Source organism: Frankia canadensis (assembly GCF_900197875.1).
Classification (GTDB): domain Bacteria; phylum Actinomycetota; class Actinomycetes; order Frankiales; family Frankiaceae; genus Frankia; species Frankia canadensis.
Genome location: NZ_FZMO01000235.1, coordinates 19,724 through 44,862 on the forward strand (window position 1 = coordinate 19,724; position 25,139 = coordinate 44,862).

The 25,139-nt window shown below is 74.5% G+C and carries 21 protein-coding genes and 1 pseudogene; 6 read left to right on the forward strand and 16 right to left on the reverse strand.

The genetic code is table 11. The annotated features are described in order from the left end of the window. Window positions 1-114 precede the first annotated feature (114 nt). Complete coding sequence (locus C1A33_RS35805; RefSeq protein WP_207770374.1) at window positions 115-1,878, forward strand: hypothetical protein; 1,764 nt, start codon at window positions 115-117, stop codon at window positions 1,876-1,878. Between the two features lie 44 nt (window positions 1,879-1,922). Further along, complete coding sequence (locus C1A33_RS18740; protein WP_101832761.1) at window positions 1,923-2,291, forward strand: hypothetical protein; 369 nt, start codon at window positions 1,923-1,925, stop codon at window positions 2,289-2,291. A gap of 46 nt (window positions 2,292-2,337) precedes the next feature. Here the strand turns inward: C1A33_RS18740 and C1A33_RS18745 are convergent, their stop codons facing one another. From C1A33_RS18745 to C1A33_RS18755, 3 genes are all read right to left on the reverse strand, one after another. Further along, on the reverse strand, window positions 2,338-4,146 hold the full coding sequence (locus C1A33_RS18745; RefSeq protein ID WP_101832762.1) for a leucyl aminopeptidase family protein: 1,809 nt from the start codon (window positions 4,144-4,146) through the stop codon (window positions 2,338-2,340). A gap of 189 nt (window positions 4,147-4,335) precedes the next feature. Beyond that, the gene (locus tag C1A33_RS18750) at window positions 4,336-4,503 is read right to left on the reverse strand and encodes a DUF3117 domain-containing protein (protein WP_101832763.1); all 168 of its coding nucleotides are present in this window, start codon (window positions 4,501-4,503) and stop codon (window positions 4,336-4,338) included. A gap of 220 nt (window positions 4,504-4,723) precedes the next feature. Further along, entirely contained in the window at window positions 4,724-5,086 is a 363-nt protein-coding gene (locus C1A33_RS18755; protein WP_101832764.1) for a DivIVA domain-containing protein, read from the reverse strand. Window positions 5,087-5,148: 62 nt separating this feature from the next. On the opposite strand from C1A33_RS18755, the gene folP reads away from it, so the two are divergent. After that, window positions 5,149-6,177: a dihydropteroate synthase gene (gene folP / locus C1A33_RS18760; protein WP_480014553.1), complete on the forward strand. Its 1,029-nt coding sequence runs from the start codon at window positions 5,149-5,151 to the stop codon at window positions 6,175-6,177. 2 nt (window positions 6,178-6,179) lie between these two features. On the opposite strand, the gene C1A33_RS18765 is transcribed toward folP, so the two are convergent. Genes C1A33_RS18765 through C1A33_RS18775 form a run of 3 tightly spaced genes read right to left on the reverse strand, consistent with a single transcriptional unit; the run spans window position 6,180 to window position 8,732 of the window. After that, the gene (locus C1A33_RS18765; RefSeq protein ID WP_101832765.1) at window positions 6,180-6,782 is read right to left on the reverse strand and encodes an LOG family protein; all 603 of its coding nucleotides are present in this window, start codon (window positions 6,780-6,782) and stop codon (window positions 6,180-6,182) included. After that, a complete protein-coding gene (locus C1A33_RS18770) occupies window positions 6,779-7,618 on the reverse strand; it encodes an LOG family protein (protein ID WP_243407706.1) in 840 nt (279 codons plus the stop codon). Before C1A33_RS18770 ends, C1A33_RS18765 begins: the two co-directional genes overlap by 4 nt. 55 nt (window positions 7,619-7,673) lie before the next feature. Further along, window positions 7,674-8,732, reverse strand: coding sequence for a cellulase family glycosylhydrolase (locus tag C1A33_RS18775; RefSeq protein ID WP_165818457.1), 1,059 nt, complete (start codon window positions 8,730-8,732; stop codon window positions 7,674-7,676). A gap of 762 nt (window positions 8,733-9,494) precedes the next feature. Here C1A33_RS18775 and C1A33_RS18780 point away from each other — a divergent pair. From C1A33_RS18780 to C1A33_RS18790, 3 genes are read left to right on the forward strand one after another with little or no spacing between them, the layout of a single operon-like run. Then, entirely contained in the window at window positions 9,495-10,763 is a 1,269-nt protein-coding gene (locus tag C1A33_RS18780; RefSeq protein WP_133150717.1) for a hypothetical protein, read from the forward strand. Then, window positions 10,760-12,166 (forward strand): glycosyltransferase, encoded by a 1,407-nt coding sequence (locus C1A33_RS18785; protein ID WP_101832768.1) that lies wholly within the window; start codon window positions 10,760-10,762, stop codon window positions 12,164-12,166. The genes C1A33_RS18780 and C1A33_RS18785 overlap by 4 nt, the downstream gene beginning before the upstream one ends. Next, window positions 12,153-13,943 carry a hypothetical protein gene (locus C1A33_RS18790; RefSeq protein ID WP_101832769.1) on the forward strand — a complete coding sequence of 597 codons (1,791 nt, stop codon included), beginning with the start codon at window positions 12,153-12,155 and terminating at the stop codon, window positions 13,941-13,943. The genes C1A33_RS18785 and C1A33_RS18790 overlap by 14 nt, the downstream gene beginning before the upstream one ends. A gap of 30 nt (window positions 13,944-13,973) precedes the next feature. Here C1A33_RS18790 and C1A33_RS33735 read toward each other — a convergent pair whose 3' ends face one another. The 10 genes and pseudogenes from C1A33_RS33735 to C1A33_RS18840 all read right to left on the reverse strand — a co-directional run. After that, complete coding sequence (locus tag C1A33_RS33735) at window positions 13,974-14,882, reverse strand: glycoside hydrolase family 16 protein (protein ID WP_115537975.1); 909 nt, start codon at window positions 14,880-14,882, stop codon at window positions 13,974-13,976. After that, on the reverse strand, window positions 14,879-16,165 hold the full coding sequence (locus tag C1A33_RS33740) for a hypothetical protein (protein WP_115537976.1): 1,287 nt from the start codon (window positions 16,163-16,165) through the stop codon (window positions 14,879-14,881). Before C1A33_RS33740 ends, C1A33_RS33735 begins: the two co-directional genes overlap by 4 nt. Then, on the reverse strand, window positions 16,162-18,084 hold the full coding sequence (locus C1A33_RS35030; RefSeq protein ID WP_165818458.1) for a hypothetical protein: 1,923 nt from the start codon (window positions 18,082-18,084) through the stop codon (window positions 16,162-16,164). Before C1A33_RS35030 ends, C1A33_RS33740 begins: the two co-directional genes overlap by 4 nt. Continuing rightward, on the reverse strand, window positions 18,071-19,426 hold the full coding sequence (locus tag C1A33_RS18810) for a glycosyltransferase family 2 protein (protein WP_133150718.1): 1,356 nt from the start codon (window positions 19,424-19,426) through the stop codon (window positions 18,071-18,073). Before C1A33_RS18810 ends, C1A33_RS35030 begins: the two co-directional genes overlap by 14 nt. Beyond that, window positions 19,423-19,953, reverse strand: a complete 531-nt coding sequence (locus C1A33_RS18815; RefSeq protein ID WP_133150719.1) for a hypothetical protein — start codon at window positions 19,951-19,953, stop codon at window positions 19,423-19,425. The genes C1A33_RS18810 and C1A33_RS18815 overlap by 4 nt, the downstream gene beginning before the upstream one ends. Further along, window positions 19,950-21,317: a lipopolysaccharide biosynthesis protein gene (locus tag C1A33_RS18820; protein ID WP_133150720.1), complete on the reverse strand. Its 1,368-nt coding sequence runs from the start codon at window positions 21,315-21,317 to the stop codon at window positions 19,950-19,952. The genes C1A33_RS18815 and C1A33_RS18820 overlap by 4 nt, the downstream gene beginning before the upstream one ends. After that, window positions 21,314-22,348: a glycosyltransferase family 2 protein gene (locus C1A33_RS33750; protein WP_115537977.1), complete on the reverse strand. Its 1,035-nt coding sequence runs from the start codon at window positions 22,346-22,348 to the stop codon at window positions 21,314-21,316. The genes C1A33_RS18820 and C1A33_RS33750 overlap by 4 nt, the downstream gene beginning before the upstream one ends. After that, a complete protein-coding gene (locus tag C1A33_RS38010) occupies window positions 22,345-23,577 on the reverse strand; it encodes a glycosyltransferase (protein WP_101832781.1) in 1,233 nt (410 codons plus the stop codon). Before C1A33_RS38010 ends, C1A33_RS33750 begins: the two co-directional genes overlap by 4 nt. Window positions 23,578-23,676: 99 nt before the next feature. Beyond that, window positions 23,677-24,387 (reverse strand): annotated as a pseudogene (locus C1A33_RS38015) (glycosyltransferase family 2 protein); the annotation flags it as partial. 616 nt (window positions 24,388-25,003) lie between these two features. Beyond that, window positions 25,004-25,139 (reverse strand): sugar transferase (locus C1A33_RS18840; protein ID WP_165818459.1); only part of this gene is annotated, 136 nt, incomplete at its 5' end.

Genomic DNA, 25,139 nt, shown 5'->3' on the forward strand with positions numbered 1-25,139 from the left:
ACGGCGTGTTCCGTGACGCATCCGATCCTCGCCAGCCCGTGATTGGCCGGGGGTGCGTTCGACCGGGCGCGTAAGGTGCCCTCAAGCGTGACAAATCGATGCCTTGGGGAGTGGATGGCACCGGCGGCCCGGGAACACCGGCGCTACGACGACTTCGGCGGCCCCGTCGACGTCGACGACCGGACTCCCTCCCGCCGTGGACAGGGCCGCGACGCCGGCCCGCACGGTCCCCACGAGCCGTATCCGGACGTTCCCCGCGGCGGACCCCCCGCTCGCGCCCCACGCGGCGGCACGGGCTCAGGGGGCGCCGGCGGCGGGCGCGACTACGACGGCCGCGGCTCCTACCGCGAGCGCGACCCCTACGAGGAGTCCGACCGGTGGGACGGCCACGAGCACGACGGCGCGCCTGACCCGTACGACGGATACCGCGCCGACCGCGGGCCCGGATCCCGCGGCGGCTACGGCCCGCGCCATGCCCACGGCGCCCGGGACGACTACGCCCCACGAGACGACTACGCCCCACCAGACGACCACGACGCACGGGACGACCACGACGCACGGGACGACCATGGCGCGCTCGACGACCATGGCGCGCGGCACGGGTCGGGCGAGGGCACGGGATTCGACCCGCGCGGGCGGTACGACGCGGGCCAGGATCGCACCGACCCGCGCGGCGGGAGCGACCGGTACGATCACGCCGGCCGGGGCGGCGGCGACCGGTATGGCCGGTCTGACCGGCCCGGCGAGCGCGGCTGGCAGGCCGCGCCCGCCCGCGGCCCATCCGGGTCCGGCGCGGACGGCATCAGCGAGCACGACGACGTCCCCTACGGGGCCGACCCGTACGGGACGGGCTCCTACGACCCGACCTGGTATGGCACGAGCCGACGCGGCCCTGACCCGTACGGCACGGGCAGGACCGGCCTGTCCGTCGACGACCGGGTCGACACGCCGCCCGGGCGTGGCGTCGGGGCCGGCGAGCGCGCGCCCGCCCGCGGCGGATCCCCGCGCGGCGCCATGGCCCGCGGCGGCTCGTTCCAGGGCGCCCCGACGCGCGGCATCGACCGTGGCGGAGTACAGGACGACAGCAACGCCCCGACCGGGATGATCCCCGCGATCGGCGGCCGGGCGGCCACGGGTGCCGCCGGCTTCGGCGGCGGGCAGTACGGCGGCCGGGCGGCGTACGGGAGCGGTGGGGCGTACGTTCCGCCGTCCACCGGTGGCCCCCCGCCGCGGGCGACGCCGCCGCCCACCTCCCGGGACAGCCTGCTGCCCTACGTCGCCGCGATCGTCATCGTGGCGGTGCTGGCCGGGGCCGCCGGCTACGCGCTGAACCACCTGGTCGGACCGGCGGGCGGAGCACGCCCCGCGCCGTCCACCGAGACCTCGGCGTCGCCCGCCCCGGTCACGCCGACCGCACCGACGTCCCAGCAGGGCGGGCCCGCGACGGCGGCGCCGTCCTCGGCGGCGGGCGGCGGGCTGTCCGGGCTCACCGCCGAGGAGGTCGCGATCAGGCTCTCCGCGGCCGGGCTGCCGCTGCGCACCACCGTCGTCTACACGGCCGGCACCGACCCCGACCACCTGCTGGGCCGGGCCGGCGGGTACACCAGCCGGGTCGCGTTCAGCGATCCCCGGGTGGGCAGCAACGAGGTGGCGGGCGCACCCCGGGGCGCGATCGAGCGCGGCGGTGCCGTGGAGGTGTTCGCCAGCGCCACGGCCGCCCGGCACCGAGCCGCCAGACTGCTCACCGTCACCGCCGAGAACACGCTCGTCACCGAGCACGTCTACGTCCAGGGAGCCGTGGTGCTGCGGGTGTCCCTTGTCCTGACCGACGCGCAGGCGCAGGGCTACGAGACGGTACTGCGGCGGCTGTCCGCCTGACCCGGTCCGGTTACCGCCGGCCTTCCGGCGGGGAGGGAAGGGGCATGAACATCCGGGAGTTCTACGCCGCGGACCCTCGGCGGCAGTCGTCGGCCGAGATCCCGTTCGGTGACGGCTGGACGGACCAGCAGGACAAGCACAGCACCTATCGGCTCAGCTGGGTCGCGGACACCGAGGAGATCTACACGGTGCGCGAACCGCACCCCGGCGGCATCCTCGCCCGCTACCTCGACCAGCTGCGCGTCGACCAGGCGGACGTCGCGCAGCTGCGGGTCGAGGTCCTCGCGGTCGCGGACCGGGCCGCGGTCGAGGACGCGCTGGCCGGCTGGCCCGCGGTCATGCCCGAGCACAACAGCCTGCGCTGGGCCCGCACGCGGCTCGCCGCCAGCTCGGCGCGTCACCGCGCGCCCTGACCGGGCGGGCGGGTGACGGGGGTGCTGCCGGGGCGGACGGCGGACGTCAGCCGGCCGAGGTGACGCCGGATGCCGCGGTGGGAACGTCCACGGGCGCGCAGAGCCAGCTCAGCAGGGTCCGCACCCCCCAGCCGGTGCCGCCGCGGCTGATCTCACCGTCGTCGGAGTCGGCGCGCGCGGTGCCGGCGATGTCGAGATGGGCCCACGGCAGCCCGCCGGCGAACTCGCGCAGGAACAGCGCCGCCGTGATCGAGCCCCCGCCGACCTCCATCGCCCGGCCGATGTTCGCCAGGTCCGCCACCGGGGACTCGAGCGCGGCCCGGTAGTCCTCCGTCAGCGGCAGGCGCCACACCTGCTCGCCGGCGCTGCCCGCCGCGGTGGACAGCGCCCCGGCCAGGGCGTCGTCCGAGCTGAACAGGCCGGCGGTGCGCCGGCCGAGCGCGACGGAGATCGCGCCGGTGAGCGTCGCGAGGTCGACGATGACGTCCGCGCCCAGCTCGCCGGCGGCATAGGCGAGCCCGTCGGCCAGGACCAGGCGACCCTCGGCGTCGGTGTTGAGCACCTCGACGGTCGTCCCGCCCCAGCAGGTGATCACGTCACCCGGACGCATCGCCGAGCCGCCGATCATGTTCTCCGCGAGGCACAGCAGGCCGGTCACCCGGCCCGGCACCCGCAGCGCGGGCAGCGCGGTCATCGCGCCGAGCACCGCGGCCGCGCCCGCCATGTCGGTCTTCATCCCGACCATGGACCCGGCCGGCTTGAGCGACAGCCCGCCGGAGTCGAACGTGATGCCCTTCCCGACGAGGACCCGGTGCCCGTCCGCGAAGCGCCCATCGCCCGGCGGCGTCGCGGCAGAACCGGACGACCCGGACGGCGGGGCCGGAGTCGGCCCGGCGTACTCGAGGCGGACCAGCCGCGGCGGTCGCGGCGAGCCGCGGCCGACCGCCCCGAGCCCACCGAATCCCTGCTCGGCCAGCTCGGCCGGCGTCAGCACGGTCGCAGCGAGGCCGGCGGCGGTCGCGATGCGCACCGCCTGGTCGGCGAGCCATTGCGGCGACTTCACCAGACTCGGCGTGTTCACCAGATCCCGGGCGAGGCAGACCGCGACGCCCACCGCGCGCGCCGCCCGCACCGCATCCCGGGCCCGCGGATCCCGGGCGAGTTCGGTGAGGACGACGACCTCGCGCAGCTGCACGGCGCCGGCCACGCCCTCATCCGCCGCGGCGGTCGCGGCCTCATCCGCCGCGGCGGATGAGGCCCCGCCAGCCGAGGCGGCGGCCTCGACCGAGCCGGTGGACGCCGGGCCCGCCCTCTCCGCGGCAGGGTCGACGGCGGCCGGGTCGCCGTCGCCGGGCGGAGCGGGCCGACCGGGATGGCCGGTGCGGTCGAGCAGGCTGGCGACCCGGTAGGACCCGAGGGCGACACCCTCCCCGAACGCGCGCAGCGTCTCGGGAGACGACGGACCGGCGATCAGCGCGAGGCGCGCACCCGAGGCCGCCCGGCGCGCCAGCGCCGCACCCGCGGCCCGCCAGTCCGCCGGCGTCCCCGCGCCGACACCGAGCACGAGCAGCCGGCTGACCGGACCGTCCCCGCCGGCCAACGGCACCGTCAGGACCGATCCGGCGTCGCCGCGCGGCGACTCGGTCTCGAGCAGGCGCTCCAGCCGCACCCCGAGCCCGCCGGCGATCCGACCGGCGGCCTCGTCGAACACCGGGCCGTCCGCGCCCGCCGACAGGGGCACGGCGACGACGGAGGCGCCCGCGTCCGCCAGGTCCCCGGACCGCAGGATGATGTCGGGCGGCGGCGCGATCAGCTCATCGAGGGGCGCGCTCGGCGCGGATCCGTCCACGGACATGCGGCTCTCCTCGTCGCGGTCGTCCCGTGCGCGAGCGCGCCCGGACGACCGGCTACCCCATCGACCCAGGTCCTGACGTGTCTCGACAGGCCGGTGTACCACGGCAGGTTCGACGGCTGGGCCGCGCCGCCATGGACGCGGATCCCCGCACCGTTGGTGTGCGTCGACAGCGGGACCTGACAGCGGGACCTAGCTGACCACGGTCTTGAGAGCGTCCCCCAGCGCACTCGCTTCGTCAGCGGTGAGTTCCACAACGAGCCGACCGCCCCCCTCCAGCGGGACACGCATCACGATGCCGCGCCCCTCCTTGGTCACCTCGAGCGGACCGTCACCCGTCCGCGGCTTCATGGCCGCCATCGGTGCACCTCTTCCTGCCGTCGGACCTGCGTCTGGCGACGATTATCCCGTAGACCGGGCCGCAAACCGAAACACGTGTCCCCGCGGCATCACAACGGTCGGCGGCGACCCCGCAATGCCGTGGGCATCCGGTGTCGCTGGGCGCGACCACAGTCGATGCCACGTGGCCCAACCCGACCGCCGATCAACGCCGGCGGGGTGAACGGCGGGCCAGGGTCGATCACCTATCCGGTTTGTCCAGTCGGACGGCGGGCGGCTCCGCCGGCCGCTCCTCGGTGCCGATCCGAGCGAAGCTGGCCAGTCGGACGAGCTCGTCGTCGCGCCGGGCCAGCTCATCGTCCCGCCAGGCCAGCTCCTCGGCCAGCCGCAGCAGGACGGCGTCGACCTCGGACATCCGATAACCGCGCAGCGCCATCGCGAACCTGGTCCGGGTGACGTCCCCCGCCGCGACGGCGCCGTCGGGCAGGCCGACGGAGGCGCTGTCGGGCGGCGCGGGAGCAAGCCGGTCGAACCGGCCCACGGCCAGGGCGGCCACGGCGAACACGACGGCGGCAACGATCACGATCTCGACGGCGAGCACCACACGTCGATCGTGCCATGGCCCGGCCGCGAGGGTCAGCCCGTCCGATCTGGCAGGCTGTATCGGTGGCCGCGCACCCCACCGAGACCCCGTCGAACCTTCCCGCCGGCACGCCCGGTGGCGCCCCCGACGATCCCGGCATTCCCGGCGTTCCCGGCACCCCCGGCACTCCCGGTGCCGCCGGCGCCTCTGACGGGCGGCCCGGGACGGAGCGGACCGGCCGCGCGCAGGGGCCGCTGCGGCTCGGGCGGCGGGTGTTCGGGCCGGGTGAGCTGGTCGTCATGGCCATCGTCAACCGCACGCCGGACTCCTTCTTCGACCGCGGCGCGACCTACGGCGAGGCGGAGGCGCTGGCCGCGGTGGACAGTGCTGTCGAGCAGGGGGCGGGCATCATCGACATCGGCGGGGTGAAGGCCGCGCCGGGCGGGGAGGTCAGCGCCGCCGAGGAGCTGCGCCGGGTGGGCGGCTTCGTCGCCGCGGTGCGGGCCCGCCACGCCGACGTGGTGATCAGCGTCGACACCTGGCGGGCCGAGGTGGGACGGGTCGTCGCCAGCGAGGGCGCCGACCTGCTCAACGACGCCTGGGGCGGGGTGGATCCGGAGCTCGCCGAGGTGGCGGCGCAGTTCGGCACCGGCCTGGTCTGCACCCACGCGGGGCACCTGCCGCCGCGCACGCGGCCGCACCGGATGACCTATGACGACGTGGTCGCCGACATCGTCACCACCACGGTGGGGCTCGCCGAGCGCGCCGTCGCCCTGGGGGTTCGCCCCGACGCGGTCCTCGTCGACCCCGGCCACGACTTCGGCAAGAACAGCCGCCACTCGCTCGAGGCGACCCGCCGGCTGCCGGAGCTCGCCGCGACCGGCTGGCCGGTCCTCGTCGCCATGTCCAACAAGGACTTCGTCGGCGAGGCGCTCGACGCCGGCGTCGACGAGCGGCTGGAGGGCACCCTGGCCGCCACCGCGCTCAGTGCCTGGCTCGGCGCCCGGGTCTTTCGCGCCCACCAGGTCACCGCCACCATCGGCACCCTGCGCATGGTCGCCGCGATCCGGGGCGACGCCGACCTCGCCGTCGCCCGCCGCGGCGTCGTCTAGCGCTACTCGCCCTCGGCGATCTCCACGGCGGTGGGCATGCCGGCGGGCGGCGCGGGCGGGGTGGCGGCGGCGCCGGCCTCCAGCGCGTCGAGCGCCTCCTCGACGGTGACGGTCCAGATCAGGCTGTCGCGCGCGGCGGGCCGGACGAAGCCGCTGTCGACCAGCCCGTCGACGAGCCTGCGCAGATGGTCGAACACACCGCCCGGGTCGAGGACGACCACCGGCTTCGCGTGCATCCCCAGCACCCGGGCGACCCAGATCTCCAGCAGTTCCTCGAGCGTGCCCAGGCCGCCGGGCAGCGTGAGGAAACCGTCCGCGCGGTCGTCCATCAGCGCCTTGCGCTCGCGCATCGTCTCGGTGACGATCAGCTCGTCCGCGTCGGGGTCCGACACTTCGAGGGCCAGCAGCGCCCGCGGGATCACCCCGAGGGTGTGTGCGCCGCCGGCCCGCGCCGCCGTGGCGACCGCGCCCATGCACGAGACCGAGCCGCCGCCGGAGACGAGCGCGTGCCCGCGCCGGGCGATCTCCTCGCCGACCCGCGCCGCGAGCACGAGGTGGGCAGGGTCGATCAGCGCGGAGGACGCGCAGTAGACGCAGACGTTCACGGTTCGCGGACCTCCGGCCGCGCGGGCTCACCATGCCCGGCGGTCCCCGCGACGACGATACGCACGGCTTCGTCCACGTCGTCGGTGACCGACAGGATCTGCAGGTCCGACTCCTTGATCAGCTTCGCCGGCAGGGCGGAGGCACGCAGCCAGTCGACGAGCCCCGACCAGTACTCGGTGCCGACGAGCACGACCGGGAAGCGGGTCACCTTGCCGGTCTGCACGAGGGTCAGCGCCTCGAAGAGCTCGTCGAGCGTGCCGAACCCGCCGGGCAGAATGACGAACGCCTCCGCGTACTTGACGAACATCGTCTTGCGGACGAAGAAGTAGCGGAAGCTCACGCCGAGGTCGACCCAGTCGTTGAGCCGCTGCTCGTAGGGCAGCTCGATGCCGAGGCCCACGGACAGGCCGCCGGCCTCCTGGGCCCCGCGGTTGACCGCCTCCATCGCGCCCGGGCCGCCGCCGGTGATGACGGCGAAGCCGGCCGCGGCGAGCGCGGCGCCGAGGCGCCGGCCCAGCGCGTAGACCGGGTCGTCCGGCGGGATGCGCGCCGAACCGAACACCGTCACGGCCCGCGGCAGCTCGGCGAGCAGCCCGAAGCCCTCGACGAACTCGCTCTGGATCCGCATGACCCGCCACGGGTCGCCGTGGACGAAGCCGGACGGGCTGCGGGTGTCGAGCAGCCGCTGGTCGGTGGTCGAGTGCTCGACCTGGCCGCGCCGGGCCACGACGGCGCCCCGCACCTGCTCCGGCGGGGGTATCCGCCGCTCCCGTCCGGCCGGGATGCTCTCCGCCTGCCTGTCGTCCGGCCGTGGCGCCTGCGGATCCGGGTTCATGGACCGTGTCACCCCGGCACCATAGGCCACCGGCCCGCGGCTCCCACCGCCCCGGTCACGGGGCGAGGGCGGCCAGTCGGTCGAGGACCGGATCGCCCGGGCCGATGTCGTAGCCCGCGGAGCTCGACCCGCCGGCGGAGGCCGGGCGCCACGCCCACAGCAGCGCGCCCTGGACGCCGAGCTCGTAGTCGGCGTGGAGCTTGCTGGTGATCAGCGACGCGCGCTGCTGGAACCCGCCGACCTGGTCGGGCACCACCCCCATCTCGCCGATGATGAGCGGCTTGCCCAACTGGACCATCTCGTGGGCGCGCGTGGCCAGGCCGTTCCACTGGTCGCCCGGGAGGACGTCGAGCGCGTAGTCGTGGTAATCGGCCACGTCGATGCTGGGATCGGCGTTGAGCTGGACGTAGTCGCCGCCGGACGTGCCGCACTGTCCGCTGCCGGTGGTCCCCATCCCGAGCAGGTGCCGCGCGTCGAGGTCCTTGACCTGCCGCCCGACGTCGCGGGTGAAGGCGCGCAGCACCTCGGCGGCGTCCGGCGAGCACGAACCGCCGAGCGAGTCGGCGTCCTCCGGTTCGTTGACCAGCTGCCACATCATGATCGTCGGATCGTCCCGGTACCGCTCGACGACCGCGCGCACCCAGTCCCGGTAGGTGTCCGGCTGGCCGGGTGGACGGTTACGCCGGTAGCCGTCGCGGTACCAGTCCCGCGTCCTGTAGCCGTCCGCGGCCGACGCGTAGCCCTCGCAGTCGGCCCACTGGTTGCCGAGGACGGCGATGATCCTGAGATTGTGTGCCGCGGCGGCGTGCACGGTCGCGTCGAAGGCCGACCAGTCACGCATGCCCTCGGGCGTGGTCGCCAGCCGCTGGAAGAACCAGAGCCGCACCGCGCGCACACCCGGCCCGAACTCGTCGCCCGCGGCGGACAGCCCGGCGGGTGACCCGCAGTACTGCGGCGGCCCGAGGTTCGCGTTCGCGTTCCACAGGTTCATCCCGGTGAACAGGAACGGCACGCCCTGCAGGACCAGCCGGCCGCTCGAGGACCGCACGAAGGGGGTGTCCGCCCCGGACGCGCTGCCGGCGAGCCCGACCGCCATCAGCACAGTGGTCAGCAACAGCCGGCCCACCCGCGCGACGCCGGCCAGCGGCGACCGACGGCCCGCCGGAAACGGTGGGCCGGCCGGTTTATCGGGCCCACCGGAAGCCGGAGAACAGTGGGACACGTCGACCTCAGAAGACTGATGCATTTCTCAGCTCCCTGAGCCGATCTCCGCGCGACGGAATTCCGTCGACACCCGCAAGGCGGGTATGCCCAGTCTCGCCCGGAATTTCCAACGCAATTATCCTACCACTTTCAGGTGGCGGCGAACCCGCTTTTTTCGGCCACCACAACCGGCCTTGACACTCGGAGATCGGTCGGTAGCATTTTGGTGAGTACCGGCGTCGCCACCACGATGCCGTACATCGCAAGACATACCCCGGGGGGAAACCTTTTGTCGATCGTGCAGCAGATTTCTCGGCGAGGTCGGGGCATGCGGATCCGCGGCTGAAACCCACTGCCCGTTCCTGAGCGGCAGCGTACACAACGGCCCGGAAACCGGCTCCGCGGGGCGGCATCCATGAGGGAACGCGCAGCAGCCGCCGGACTCGACGATCTGGCCCGTCCGGAGGACGGGCATCAGTCCTCCACATCATTCCCGCCCCGGTACCTGCCTGCCGGAGGCGTTGACGCCGTCCCTCGGCGTGACCGCCGCGCCCGTCAGCACCACCCGGCGCGCCGCCCGGCCGGCGATATCACCGGGCACACCATGAGCTAATTTCGTCAACCTCATTTCTCGCGCCCACGATGCCCATGACGTGTGCGATTGGAGACACGCGTGCCCTCTGCACGAAGCGGTGTGCCTCCGGCCTGCGGCCCGGACACGGACACCGCCGCAACGCCGATTCCCGCCGCCGGCCGCGCCACGAACCCGGCCGGCGCCCCCGCCGGCGTCCGCGTCGAGGCCCAGGCCCCCCGAGAGCCCGGCGACGCGCGGATCGCCGCCCCTGGCAGCGGCCCGCGGGCGGCGATCCGCTGGCGGGTACTCACCCGGGGGCTGTGGGTCGCCGCCGCGGCGGCCGCGGCCCTGGCCGGCGGCCTGCCGCGGCTGTGGGACGCCGCCCTGGCCCAGGGGCCGGCCGCTTACCGCCTGGCCGCCGTGCTCGCCGGCGCTCTCGCGCTGCTTGCCAGGGCGCGGCGCCGGCCGGGCGAGCCGAGCATCCACGACCGGCAGATCGACTACCTCGTCGGGCTGCCCCTGCTGCTGCTGGCCGCCGGGGAGCTGACGGTGCCGCCGGCGCGCTACGGCGACCGGTTCTGGGCCGCGCACGCAGACCTGATCGCGCTTCCCCTGCTCGCCGCGGGGGCGATCACGGTCGTGTTCGGCACCCGGGCACTGTGGCGGGCACGGGTGCCACTGGCGGCGTGGGCCGCCGTCCTCGTCCCCTGGCCGCAGAGCGTGCTCCACCCGCTGTCCGACGGGTTGGCCTGGCCCGCGCTCGCCGTGGCCCGCGCCGCCGCCACGCTGCCCGGCGGCTGGCAGGTCGTCGCCTCGCCGCCCGGCGACACGATCATCCGCGTGACCGGTTCGCCCGCGGGCGACGTCGCCCTCGGCGGCGCGACGCGGGGACTCGCCGGCGGGCTCACCGTCGCCGTACTGGTCGTCCTCACCGCCGCCACCGCCACCGGCTGGCGCGAGGCGCCGCGGCGGGCTCTGGCGAGCGGCGCCGTCTGCGCGCTGGCGATCGTCGGCCGACTCCTCGTCGCCGTGCTCGCAGGCGCCGTGGCCGGGCCGAGCGGCGCGCGGGTGGTGCTCGGCCACACCGGCGACCTCGTCACCCTCACCCTGCTCCTCGCCGCCGTCGCCGGCCCCGGACTCGCCGCCGGACCGGGGCGGACCCGCGGCGTCGCCCGCCGCCCGGCCACGGGCCGGGTCGCCGCCGCGCGACCCGCCGTGCCCCGGGCCCGGGTGGCGCTGGCGCTGGTCGCGGTGGTCTGCGCCGGCCTCGCGGCCCTCGACGTCGCCGGCAACCGACAGGTCACGAGGCCGCCCGAGCAGGAGGCAGGCCGCCATCCCGGGCCGGCGGGAACGGTTGGCGCCCGATGAGCGCCCCGCCCGTGCCCGCGCGGCTCTCCGCCCGCGACCGGCTCTCGCTCGGTCAGCGGATCGGGTTCACCGGCGGCACCCTCGCCCTGCTCGCCGCCGCGGCGCTCGCCCCGATGCCCACGATGATCGGGTTCATCGCCGTCATCAGCCTGCTGTATCTGGCCGTCTTCGCCGAACGCCTCGCCCTGCTCCACACAGCGCTGCGGGACCCGGGCCTGCTGCGGATCCCGCCGGCGCGGGCCCGGGCCGAACCGGCGGAGAACCTCCCCGTCTACACGGTCCTCATCCCGGCCTACCGGGAACCCGAGGTGCTGCCCCACCTGCTCGGCGCGATCGCCGCCATCGACTATCCACCGGACCGCCTCGACGTCATCCTGCTGCTCGAGGAGGACGACGACGAAACCCACGCCGCCGCCCTGGCCGCGAATCCGCCGGAATACCTGCGCATCGTCCGCGTTCCCTATTCCGAGCCCCGGACGAAACCCAAGGCGTGCAACGTGGGGCTGACCCTCGCCCGCGGCGAGCTCGTCACCATCTTCGACGCCGAGGACCGGCCCGACCCGCTCCAGCTCCGGCAGGCCGCCATCGCCTTTCGTGAGGTGGCGGGCAACGTGGTGTGCCTGCAGGCGAAACTCGCCTACTTCAACCACGACCAGAACCTCCTCACCAGCTGGTTCACCACCGAATACGCGATGTGGTTCGACCAGATGCTGCCCGGCCTGGTCCGCCAGGACGCGCCGATCCCACTCGGCGGCACGTCGAACCACTTCCGCGCCGACGTCCTGCGGGAACTCGGCGGCTGGGATCCGTTCAACGTGACCGAGGACGCGGACCTCGGGGTGCGGCTGCACCGGCACGGATATCGCACCCTCGTCCTCGACTCGGTCACCCTGGAGGAGGCGAACAGCGACGCGATCAACTGGCTGAAGCAGCGGTCCCGCTGGTACAAGGGCTATCTGCAGACCTGGCTGGTCCATTCCCGGCAGCCGGTCGCCATCAGTCGCGAGATCGGCCTGCTGGGATTCCTCCGCTTCAACCTGTTCGTCGGCGGAACACCGCTGCTGGCCATCCTCAACCCACTGCTCTGGGCACTGACGGCCACCTGGTTCGCGGGGAACCTGCCGATCATCGAGCGACTGTTCCCGAGCTGGCTCTACTTCGTCGGCCTGGTCTGCCTGCTGCTGGGCAACTTCACGTTCGTCTACTGCAACGTCGTCGCGGCACGGGCCACCGGCATCGCCCGGCTCGTGCCGCAGGCGGTGCTCTCCCCCGCCTACTGGCTGCTGATGTCGCTGGCCGCCTGCAAGGCGCTGCTCCAGCTGGTGATCGCGCCGTCGTTCTGGGAGAAGACCACCCACGGGCTTGGCGCCGCCGACGCGGAGGTGAGCCATGCCGGCGCCTGACACGGACCTGCCCGCGGCGCCCGCGACCTCGGCGCCGCCGGGACCGGAGGCCACCGACAGCGCCGCCGGCCCCCGACCGCGGGCACGGGCGCGGGCGCGGTGGGCGGAGCACGGCCTGTTCCTGGCGAGCGCCGTCGGCTACCTCGCCGGCGGGCTGTGGCTGAGCTTCGCCCACGACAGCGTCATGTCGGACGCGCTCAGCCGCACCGCCAACGGCTACTACACGGTGTTCAGCCGCGACCCGCACCTGGCCGCGGTCGGCTTCGTGTGGAACCCTCTGCCCTCGCTGGCACAGATCCCGCTGCTGCCACTGGCCAGGCTGTGGCCGGCGTTCGCCTGTCGGGGCGTCGCCGCGACCGTCCAGTCGGCGCTGTTCATGGCGGGTGCGGTCGTGTACTTCCGCCGGGTCTGCCACGAGCTCGGCGCCGGCGAGCGGGTCGCGTGGGCGCTGACCGCGCTGTTCGCCGTCCACCCCGAGATCGCCTACTACGGGATGAACGGGATGAGCGAGGGATCGTTCCTGTTCTTCCTGTTCGCCGCCGCGGCGGCGCTGACGCGCTGGGTCCGCACCGGTGTCGCGGGCCCGCTGGCCGCCGCCGGGCTCGCGCTCGGCGCCTGCTACCTGACCCGGTACGAGGCGGTCGCCGCCGGGCTGGTCACCACCGCCTTCGTCGGCGGCGTCTCCTACTGGCGCGCCGGTGCGGACGGCGGCGCGAGCGCGGGCGGCCGGCGCTCGACCGCCGTCGCGGACATGATCATCCTGGCGCTGCCGCTCGTGTTCTCGTTCACGGTCTGGGCGATCACCAGCAGCCTCATCATCGACTCGCCGTTCGCCCAGTTCACCTCCGCGAACGGGAACTCCGCGCAGACCAGGCTGTCGGCCGGCGGCATCAGCTCGGTCGTCGACCAGCCCGGCGGGCCGCTCGGCTACCTGTTCGACCAGTCCCGACTGCTGGAACCGTTCGGCCTGCCGATCCTCGCGGTCGCCGGCTGGCTGTGCTGGCGGCGCCGCGACGTCGCCCCGCTCGCCCCGGTGGCGGTGCTCGGCGGGGCCTACGCGTTCTCCGTCGCCGCGCTGCTCGCCGGGCAGACCTTCGGCTGGCTGCGGTTCTCGATCACCATCGTCCCGGTGGTGCTGCTCGCCGCGGCGACGGTCCTGCGTCCCCCGGCGCCGGCCGACGGTCGGGAGGCGTGGTCGGCCGCGGCCGACCCGCCGCCGGTCGCCACCGGTCGCCACCGCGCCACCGCGCGCCGCCTCGCGACCCGGTACCGCCGGTACGCCGCCCCCACCGTCGTCCTGCTGATGCTGCTCACCGCGCAACCGGCCACCGCGCGCGGTCTGCTCAACCCGCTGCTCGCCCGGGAGGAGTCCTACTTCCTGACCCAGATCTTCGCCCCGGGGCGGGCGAGCCCCGAGCAGCGCAGGGTCGTCCACCGGTACGTCCAGGACCGTGAGCTGGCCCGCTGGCTGGACGCCCAGCGCCTGCCGGCGGGCGCGGTGCTGCTCGACGCGGCCGACGGCTACGAGGTGGTGCTCGCCTCCCAGCGCCCGGACCAGTTCGCCATCACCCCCGACCGGGACTTCGGCGAGCGTCTCGGCGACCCCGGGGGCCACGGCGCGCGGTATCTGGTGACCCGCGTCGTCAGCGCGTCCAGCCCGGCCGACGCGGTCGCCCACGCCTACCCGCACCTCGCCACCGACCCGGCGTTCCGCCTTGTCCGGGTCGAGCGCGATCCCGGCGATCTGCCCGCCTGGCACGTCTACGCCGTGCGGTGACGACCGACCGCCCACGTCCCCGGGCCGGCGTCAGCTCCGGTAGGGGTAGGCGCGGATCCAGTCGACGTACATCGAGACCTGTGCGGGGGTGCTGGCGTCCCGGCAGGGGATGGCGTCATGGCAGCCGGTGTCGAGCTGGAGGGCCATGTGCATCGGGGCGGTGCTCGGGATCGTCAGCGCGCCGCCGAGGTGGCGGGCCGGCAGGACGGTGAAGACGTTGCGGCCGTCGAGGTAGTAGGACAGCCGGGTCGGCAGCCACTCGACCGCGACCGTGTGCCACGCGGTGAAGTCCCCGACCAGCGCGGTCGGGATGCTGAGGGTGTCGTTGCGGGGCCCGTTGTGGACGGCCATCGTCGCCGAGCGGCGGGTGCCGTCCTGAACCTCGACCAGGTCGATCTCCCCGTCGTCCGGCCACTTCTGCGTCTGCGGCCACAGCAGCACCACCGCCGAGAAGCCGGCCCCCTCCTCGACCCGGAACCGGGCCTCCCAACGGCCGTACGTCTGGTGCAGCAGGCTCGACAGGCCGCCGGAGACGTCCCGGCCGCTCGCGTCGGTGCCGCCGGTGATCCGCAGCAGGCCGGCGCCGACGCTCACCGCCGCCGGCACCCGCGGGAACGCACCGTTCGGGCTGTCGTAGACGAACCACTTCGCCGGATCGACCCCCGACCCGCCGAAGTCGTCCGACTGCACCGGCGCGCCCCAGATCCCGCCGCCGCCGGCCGCGGGCCCCGCAGGCGCCGCGTCCGACCCGCCCGACGCGGACCCCGCGGCCGCGAGCGGCGTGCGTGCCGCGCGGCCTGCACCCTGGCCTGACACGTCCGACGAACAGGCGGCCAGTAGCAACACTCCGGCGGCGGCCGCGGCGAGTGACACCCGGGCCGCGGCCGTCCGGCCCGTCACCCCGCGCAGGCGCGCCCCGCCGCGCACCCGCCGGCTCACCGCACGAGCCCCAGCGGATCCGCGCACAGCAGCTCGGCCATCGCCCGTACCGCCTTCCGTTCGAACAGTGCCCCGTCGAACGTGATGCTGACATGCAGGCACCCGTCCAGCTCCGCCATCGTGACGGTGATTCCCCCGGGACCGCCCGGAGTCGACGCGAGGGCGAGCGTCCGCTCCCCCGGCGAGGCCCGCCACGGCAGCCCGGTGAACCCGGGCAGGCGCGGGAGGAAGTTGACCGCCAGCGTCGGTGCCGGCCGCGAGGGCGGCGCCGCCGGGCCGCGACCCCGGCGCGGGAGCGGGATGGGTGGCGCGAGCTGCTTGGCCGCGGCGGCGGCCATGGTCGCGACCGGACGGCCCGAGTCGATCACCGCGCGCATCGCCGTCGAGATGGCCACCGGGTCGCGCGGGTCGGCGGGCTCCAGGTACACGCCCGCGACGAAGTTGCCCACGCCCCCGGCCGGCACCGGCAGGAACCGGCGGCCGTCGAACAGCACCCACAGGCCCGGCGCCGGCGCCGGCAGGCCCGCGCGTGCGACGGCGCTCCACGCCGCGGCGAACAGGATGCCCGCCACCGACCGCCCGGTGTCCCGCCCGCCGCGCGCGTCCCGCACGGCGCGCAGCAGCTCGGGCCCGGTGTGGCGCGCCACGAACGCCGGGTCGGCGCCCCCGTCCGGGCCGGCTCCACCCCCCCGTTCCGTGAGCGGAGTGTCCCCCGCGGCCGCGCCGGCGCCGCGGGCGATGGCGGCCAACCGGCCGGGATGACGGGCGAAGGTCGCCGCGAACGCACGGGGCAGCGCCAGTCGCGGGCCCGCGTGCGCGGCGAGCGTGGGGACGCCCCCGTCCAGGGCGCGGCCGAGCAGCTCCGACCAGTACAGGTCGAGGTGGCGACCATCGCCGACGAGGTGGCTCATCTCGACCAGGACGTGCTCACCGCCGACCGAGATCCGCAGCGGCAGGTCCGCGGGCGGGGTGCGCAGGCCGCGCTCGACCAGGGCGAGGACGTCGTCGGCGCCACCCACGTCGGGATCGAGCGGGCGCACCACCCGGTCGAGGTGCTCGGCCAGGCGAGGCCCGGGGACGGGGCGCCACCGGGTGCCCGCGCGGTCCAGGGTGCACAGTGGCGGGCGGCCCGGGGCGATGGCGGCGAGCCGGTACAGGGCGTCGCGCAGCCGCGGCGGCGACGGCACGTCCAGCGGCCCGAGCACGCCGACGATCTGCGTGCGCCGCCACACCCGGTCGCGGGGCACGACGAGCCGGCCGGGCCTGGCGGGGATGGTCGTCACGCTGGTGTCCTCACATCGCGGGTGAACAGGTAGATCGACGCGTCCGGGTTGGTGTGGACGGCGACGAAGTGCGGGTCCGCCCGTACCTCCCGTTCGAGGCGGGCGAGGGTGCCATCCGGCGCCAGGCCGTAGGAGTGGGCGAACGCGACCTGGCTGTGGGAGAACACGAGATAGCCGCGGGGGCCGTAGCGGCTCAGCGTCTCGACCACCCCGGCGATCTCCTGCGCGGCCGGTCTGCCGAGCGCGGTGCCGCGGAAGACGGGATCCTCCAGCAGCGCGTACGACGGCTGCGGCGTCCGGCGGAACTCGGCGTAGCGGGGGCCGTAGTCGCCGGGCCAGTCGTTGTCGCCGAACATGATCGGAATGTGCGGGTCGCCGTGGTCGTACAGCCAGCCGGCGGAGGCGACGTCGCCGCGGGACATGGCGTTCGCGTCGAAGGGGATGTAGAACGCGCACAGCCACAGGCCGAGCGTCGTCGTCAGGGTGGCCAGCGCCACCGCGATCCGCCCCCGGCCCGGCCGATTCTCACCGAGCAGCGCGGCGGCGACGAGGATGGCGCACCATGGCAGCGTGAACAGGTAGACCCGGAGCCGCCCCTCCCCGCCGTAGGTCTGCGCGAACAGCACCAGCGCGGTGCCGACGACCGCGCCGCCGCACAGCAGCACGACGCGGCCGCCACGATGGCGACGGCGCAGCACCAGCGCCCCCGCGGCGGCGGCGAGCCAGGTGCCGGCGAACAACACCAGCCCGGCCCGGGCGTAGAGCACCTTCGCCGCGGACTTGTGCAGCTCGACGTAGACCCCGGAGTTCGTCGCGTTGGCGACCGCGTCCGCCCCGCTGAACAGGCCGAAGTGGCTCCGGACGTAGTCGAGGTTCGGCACCAGCCAGGCGAGGGCGATCGCGGCCATCGCCACCACCAGCCAGCGCGGGCGCACGACACCGAGCACGGTGAGCACGCCGACGGTGAGCACGACCAGATACGGCGTGAGCTGATGGCTGACGACGACCGCCGACATCAGCAGCAGCACCGCGGTGAGCACGGCGCCCCGCGGCCAGGCCGCGCCGGGCCGCGGCGGGCCGCCCGCCGCGTGCGCCGACCGTCCCAGCACCCGGCGCAGCAGCCGGGCGCGCCGCCCGTCGCCGCGGGTCGCCCCGTTGTCGGCGAGCTGACCGGCGACGAGGACGTGGATGGCGAGTGCCAGGGTGAAGCCGATCGCCTGCGGCGCGAAGTAGTTCTGGCCGATCCAGTTCGCCGCGGTGAACAGGTAGCCGGCGAACCACGGCACCCGGGTGCCGCCCATCACCGTGCGGGCAAGGGCGACGACGAGCAGCAGGTCCACCACGGCGAACGCCGGTTCCGCCCAGGCCGCGAACGCCACCGGGTCAGGCCGCCCGGCGACCTCGCCGAACAGCGCGGCAAGCGCGAAGAAGCCGGGCCACCGGTGGTAGATGTCGACGGACCGGTCGACCCCGTGCTGCGCCTCGATGAACCGGGTGACGCCGATGTGCTTGTAGACGTAGGCGTACTGCGGCATGTCGGCGACGGCCGGGATCGTCGCGTAGAGCACGATCGCCAGGGCTGTCCCGCCACAGGCGAGTACGGCGCCGCTCGGCCGGGCGGCCGCCAGCGCGCCGACGGCGCCGAGGGTCACCAGGCCCAGCGCGGCGAACCAGAGCACCGGCAGCGCCGCCAGCAGTCCGTAGGAGCCGAGCCGGTCGACGTGGATCGCGCGCAGGCTCACCGCCCACAGCGCGAGCCCGCCGAGCACGGCCGCGAGCGCCAGCGCGCCATCGCGCCCGCCGGCCCACGACCAGCGCGCTTCCCGCGGGGTCGGCAGCGCCGCGGGGAGCCCGATGCCGGGCGGGACGGCCCCGGGCCGCGGCGGCGCGTCCAGCGGCGGGCTGTCAGGACCGGGCATCGACCGCCCCGAGCGGGCTTGCTGCCGCCCCGCGCCGTGCCGCGGCCCGCGACTGCGCGTAGAGCACCGGACCGGCGATCATGCCGACGCGCTCGCGGGCGAGTAGCCCCCGGGGCATGGTGTGCTCGCGCCCGTAGCTCTCCCGGGTGACGTCGCCGATCTTCCAGATCTTCCACATGCCCACGGGCAGTTTCGCGAGGATCTCGCCGCGGCTGCGGCGGTCACCGAGGTGCTTCACCAGGTAGGCCGTCAGGCCCGTGCCATAGCCCCACATCTGCCGGCGCAGCGCGTCCAGATCGCTGCGGTGGCTGTGCCAGACCAGCGCGGACGGCTCGTAGGCCAGCTGGTAGCCGCCGAGCAGGACCCGGACGAAGGCGTCGAGATCCTCGCCGCCCTCGGTGGCGGTGCCGGCGCCGAGCGCCTCGTCGAAGCCGCCGAGCGCGCGGATCGCCGCGGCGCGTACCGCGAAGTTCGCGCCGGCCCCGAACACGCCGGCCGAGTACGGGTAGAGCGGGTGGGCGAGCCGGTGTCGGTCCATGTCGTACAGGTGTGGCTGGCAGCTCGACGCCCAGGTCACCCGGGAGTCGAAGTAGTACTCGGCCAGATTCTCCAGGGTGGCGGTCGAGACCAGGCCGGTGACGCAGCCGACGTTCGCGCCCGCGCGCAAGCCGCGCAGCAGGCCGGCGACCCAGCCACCGTCGACGCGGACGTCGTCGTCGGTGAAGGCGATCACCTCGCCGCACGCCTCGGCGACCCCGCGGTTGCGGGCACAGGACAGGCCGGGCCGGTCCTCGCGCACGTACCGGAACCGGGGTTCGTCACCGACCTCCCGGTCGAACGCCTCCCGGGTCGACTCGTCGCTCGGCGCGTTGTCGACGATCAGGATCTCCAGGTCCGGATGGTCCAGCGCGCGCAGCCCGGCGAGGCACGCCGGGAGCATCGCGGCCCGGTCGCGGGTGCACACGACGACCGTGACGGATGTCGGGTCCACCACCGACCGGGAGCAGTGGGCGACCCGTTCCCGCGGTGGGATCGCCTCCGGTCCGATCGCGCGCACGGCGGGCAGGCCGTCGCCGCGCAGGTGCACCGCCACCCGGTCGGCAAACGCGGAGGTCGCCGTCTCGTAGAACGCGTCGTGGTCGAGCAGACCGTCGCGCAGCGGCAGGTTGAGGTAGCCCAGCGGCTCCCCGTGCAGCCGAACGAGCAACCGGGCCTGCTCGTAGGGCTGCCCGTCCACCCGGGTGAGCGCGGTGGTGGGCAGCACCGGGTCGGACAGCTCGGCCTGCCCGCAGAAAGTCGGGACGGGGCGGGAGCGCTCCCACGGTTGCCGGCTAGCAGTCATGACGCGGTGTCCTTACCTGTCGAACGGCGGGAACGAACGGGACGGGCCGCCGGGCCGATGGCACGCGGCGAGCGGCGCCGGCGGTACAGGTCGTGCGCCACGAGCCCGATGCTCGGCACCCCGAGCAGCGCCGCGGCGACGCCCGGATGCCAGACCCCGGCCAGCACGAGGGCGGTGGCGACGAGCAGGTCGGCGGTGAGGCTGAAGGCGAGGGTGAGTCCGACCGTGGTCAGCGGATCGAGTGGTGGAAGCCGGGCCGTCACGGCCCAGCCGGGCAGCAGCGCCAGGCAGACCAACGCCAGCACGGGCCGGGCGCCGGAGCCTGGGGCGACCAGGATCACGACGGCCAGCAGCGCGGCGGCGGCCAGCAGCGCCGCGTCCACGGCGGACGGACCCCGCCCGTCGGGGACGACAGCCGGGCCCCGCCCGTCGGGGACGACGGCCCGGTTCCGCTCCGCGGGGACGACGGTCCGCCGCAGCGGAGTCGTCCGGTCACGATCCTCCGGATCGGGGATGTCGCGCATCATCGGCGAACGCCTTTCTCCGCCCGCCGGCGCCCGCGCCGCCGCGGTGACGATCCCCGACCGGCGGCCGCGCCGGTGAGGCCGGCGAACGCGGCGGACGGCGCGGCGTGGCGCGCGCGGGAGGGAGTGGCCAGGAACGCCGCGAGCCGCGGCAGGACGAGCAGGGCGACGACGCAGTCGGCCGCCAGATAGCCGGCGCCGAGCCCGGTGAGGCCGCCGTGGGTGAGGCCGAACCAGGAGACGCCGAGCTCGGCGACCCCGCAGACGATGCTGATCGCCACCGCCTCGAACAGTCTGCCGGTCACCCGGGCGATCGGCAGGTACGCCGACACCACGACGATCGGCAGCAGGCTGAGGGTCAGCAGCCGGAGCAGGTCGGCGGCCTGCGCGTAGGCGGGACCGAACACCAGCAGGAGCGGGCGGGCGAACAGCAGGATCACGGCCACGACCGGCGCGAGCAGCGTGGCCTGGCGGCGCAGCGCGGTGCGCAGCAACGACGGGATCTGCGCCGGGTCGACCGAGCCGTGCACGAGCAGCGACGAGCCGAAGTTGAACGCGACCATCCGCAGGCTGTACGGCACCATCCAGGCGATGTAGAACACCGCGTTGCCCTCGGTGCCCAGCCGCGCGACGACGATCAGCGGCAGCAGGTTCGCGCTGGCCACGCCGACCAGGTTGCCGATGTGGCTGCCGCCGACGAAGCGGGCGACGGTGCCCACGTCCCAGCCCGGCGGCCCGGGCTCGGCCGCGGCGGCGAACCGGGGCAGTACCCGGCGCCAGATCACCACGTTGACCACGGCGACGAGCAGGACCACTGGCAGCAGCCACGACGCGAACACCGCGAATCCGCCCCCGCCGACGAACACCACGAGCAGCGCGAGCCTCAGCAGCCCGAACACCAGGTTCTCCACCGGCACGAGGACCGCGGCGCCCAGACCGAGCAGCACCACGTCCTGCAACGCGAAGACGGACCAGAACGCGACCGACGCCGGGTACCACGCGAGCCCCCACACCGGCCGCCCGCCGAACAGGTCCGCGCCGAAGAGCAGCACGAACGGCACGGCCACGACGGCGCTCGCCACCGCGGCGGTCAGGTAACACCCCCACATCAGCCGACCACCGGAGCGCCCGGCGCCGGGCAGGAACCGCTGCAGCGCGGTGTGCAGGTCCAGCGACGCGATCGCCGAGATCAGCACCAGCCCCGCGGTCAGGCCCGCGGCCTGGCCGACGACGTCACGCGAGTACAGCCGGGCGGACAGCACGTAGCACAGCAGGCCGGTCAGCGCGTTGCCGACGGAGCTCGCGGTGAGGGCATAGGCGTCCAGCACGAGCCGTCGGTCGCGAGCCGGGATGCCGACGCCGCTCATCGCGCGGGCGTGCCGAGGTGGCCGCGCGCGCCGCGCGGACCGGGGCGCCGAAGGGTGCCGCGCAGGCGGCCGAGCGCAGTCCCGCCCCGGCGCGGCGCGGCCAGGTGGGCGACGAACAGCACCCAGGCGGCGGGCCCGGGCCGGGCGTGAACGGCGGCGCGGCGAGCGACCCCCAGCGCCGCGCCGCGGCTGCCCTCGGACAGGGCCATCAGCGCGGTGACGCACAGCAGGAAGTCCCCGCGGGCACGCGGGCTGCGCACGGTCGACTCGGCGAACTCCTGGCTGCGCCGCCAGCCGCCACGCGGCTGCGAGGCCGACGTGCCCGGCGGATGGGACAGGTAGCGCACCAGCGGCTCGGGCAGCATGACCACCCGGACCTCGGGATGGCGGGCGGCGCGGATCACCCACTCCCAGTCCTCGTGCAGGGTGCGCGCCTCGTCCCAGGGCACCACGCGCAGCAGCTCCCGGTCGCACAGCAGGGTGGACGAACCCATGCCGAAGCCGCTGTCGCGGCGCGGCGAACGGCGGAACAGGAACTCGGCGACGTCCTCGCCGGGCGCCCGCATGGTGCGGCGCGGGGCCACGTCGAGGACCGCGCCGGCGCCGTCGACGACCAGGACCGGGCAGGAGACCAGCGGCAGCCGGGCGCCGCGCCGCGCCGCGCGGTAGGCGGCGACCTGGCGCTCCAGCTTGTCGGGGAGCCATTCGTCGTCGTCGTCGAGGAACGCGACGAGGTCGCCGGCGGCCTGGCGAGCGCCGCGCATACGGGTACCCGCCGGGCCCGCCCCGCCGCCGGTGACCATGACGTCGACCAGCGGCTCGTCCCGGACGGCGGCGGGCAGCCCGCTGCCGTCGGACCCGTCGACCACGACGACGATCTTGGCGGGCCGTCGGGTCTGCCCGGCGGCACTACGCACAGCCGCGAGCAGCGTGTCCCGGCCAACCGTCGGGATCACCACTGTCACCGCGAGCTCGCGGTCCACGCCGGCCGGGTCCGGCGTCTGGGAGGTGCCGGTGCCGGGGGCGGTCATGCCGCGGTGTCGGCGAGGTCCGCGGGCCGGGCGTCGACCAGCTCGGGCTGGCGGGTCGGGCCGAGCAGCCGGTCGAACAGATCCTGATAGCGCCGCGCCGTCTCGGCCCACGACGTCGGGTCGGGGTAGCGCCGGCCGCACCGCGCCGGCAGCTCGCGCAGCGCCGCGAGCAGGGCAGGCACATCGGCCGGCGGGACGAGCCCGGCACCGGGGTAGCGCAGGGCGATCTCGGTGAGACCGCCGACCTCGGTGACGATGACGGGCAGACCCGCGGCCATGGTCACGTGCAACGGGCCGGACGCCGACGAGCGCCGGTACGGCAGCACGACGGCGTCCGCGGCCGCGAAGTAGGAGTTCACCTCGACGTCGCTGACATACCGATTGACCAGGACGATGCGGTCCCGGTGCGGGGAGCGCTCGATCATCCTGATCGGCAGGGTGTGGCCTTCCCAGGTCTCGCCGACAACCGTCAGCCGAAAGCGGCCCGCTTCCTCCTCGGTCAGCCGGTCGAACGCGGCGAGCAGATCCTCGAGCCCCTTGTAGGGACGAATAGTGCCGAAGAACAGCAGGTTCGTGACCGAGTCATGCCGCCGCGGGGCGGGCACACCGCCGCTGCCCGCGTGCTGCTCATACGGGCCGTGCGCGATGACCGCGACCGGAAGATCGGGATTGGCGAACCGTTTCCGAACGACGTCGGCGTCGTGTTCGGAATGGACGACCAGCGCGTCGGCGCGGCGCAGCAGTGCCGGCAGGAACCGGTTCACATAGGCGGCCACCCCGGGACGGGCAGCCTCGCCCGTGTCCTGCGTCTCGTGGAACTCGAGAACGACGCGGGCGCCGCGGGCACGGGCGAACGCGGCCAGCGCCAGATAGCTGTGCAGCACCGTTCCGGTCCACCACTGGAAGACGACGACCTCGGGCCGCTCGCGGGCGAGGAATGTGAGCGCCCGCGCCATCGACGAGCCCCAGAACCAGTCGACTCCGTCGAACACCGGAACGGAGTCCGGATACCGCTGGCTGACGATCGTCCGATCACCGACCCGGGAACGCCCCGGATAGAACCGGGCCGGCAGCAGGCGGCGCATCAGCACGACCGAGGCCCGCGGGTCGCCGGCACGGTCGAATGCCCGGGCCAGCTGATGCGTGTAATAGCTGATTCCGGAAACGAATTCCCAGCCAGAGCCGACGACGCAGATCCGCGGACCGGATGGTTCGGCGGCCGACGCCACCGACCGGGCGGGCCGGGCGGAGCGGGCAGACCGGGCCGAGCGGGCGGACCGGGCCGAGCGGCCACCGAACCGGCGCCGCCACGGATCGGTGCTCGCTCGCCGCCGCGACTCGACGAGGATCGTGCGCAGCACGCGCAGGCCATCCGAGAAAGCGTTGAGGTTGCTGACGCCGAACAGGCGCCGGTGCTCGAAGCTCGGCACCTCGGCCACCCGCAGGCCGGCCTGCGACACGCGCATGTTGATCAGGGTCTCGACCTCGAAGCCGTCGCCCCAGCGGACGGCGGTGCCGGGACTGCCCGGATCGAGGTCGAGGAACGGCAGGCAATGCCGCCAGAACGCGTTGTAGCCGTAGCACAGGTCGGAGTAGTCACTGCCGATCAGTGCATTGACCAGCTGGTTCAGCCCGGCGTTGCCGGCACGGCGGAATCGGGTGATGTCGCTGCTGCCGCCACCGGAGCGGAACCGGGTGCCCTTCGCGTAGTCCGCGCCGGCGACCAGAGCGGCGACGAAGGCGTCGATCTCGCCGGGATCTGCCGACCCGTCCGCGTCGAGCATGATGATGACGTCACCGGTAGCCGCCGCGAAACCGCAGGCCAGCGCGTTCCCCTTGCCGCGCCGCGTCTGGTGCACGATCACCGCGTCCGGGCGCAGCGACCGGGCCACCGCGACGGTGTCGTCGGTGGAGCGGCCGTCGACGACGATGACCTCGGCCTCCGCCGGAAGCCGGGCGAAGACGTGCGCCAGATTGCGTGCCTCGTTCAGCGTCGGGATGACAATACTGATCGACGGCGCACCGCCAGAACCGCTCAACGCTTCCCCCCGGTTGCAACGTTGGTGAGCGATCAATGTCCATGCAGAGATCGCAGTGACTTCCTGGCAACAATGGCCGCGACCGGCTCGTGCCGGCATGGAAGACGGGACACCCCAAGGCCCCGCCGCACGCGTGAATCCCCACTCGAGACAACCGGGCCGGGCCCCCGCCCCCTTTTTCGCCATATCAGCCGGTTCTCGGCGGCGAGCTTAGCATGCCGGCCAGCCGACCGTCGACGGGAGCATTCCTCGCCGCGTATCACGGACATATCAGCCTGATAACAATAGTTCAGTTGTTAGCCCGAGCCCGCCGCAGCAGCCACCTCGAATCATCCGACCTTTTCGCCGGCGGTATGCGAGAGCATCGCCCCGCCACCCTTCAGCGAAACATCTCCGATGGTGCCACCCATCGTCGCCGAACCACAGCGGCCCGTTCCTGGTGTGTTATGAATCACCGCGCCATGCCCAGCAACCACGGCGAGATATTGGACCGCCTGCTACAAGCTTTCACCTGTTTCTGTTCCGGCAGCGCCGAGAACGGAGACGGCCCCGTCCCACCGAGGTGGGACGGGGCCGTCCAGCAGGCGGGTTCCCCGCCGCTCGGTCGCGCCTGGACTCAGTACGCACCCTCGCGGCGCAGCACGGCGAACACGGTCCGCCAGAGGATGTAGAAGTCGAGCGGGAGGGACCAGTTCTGCACGTAGCGCAGGTCGAGCCGGACCGACTCGTCCCACTCCAGATCGGAGCGCCCA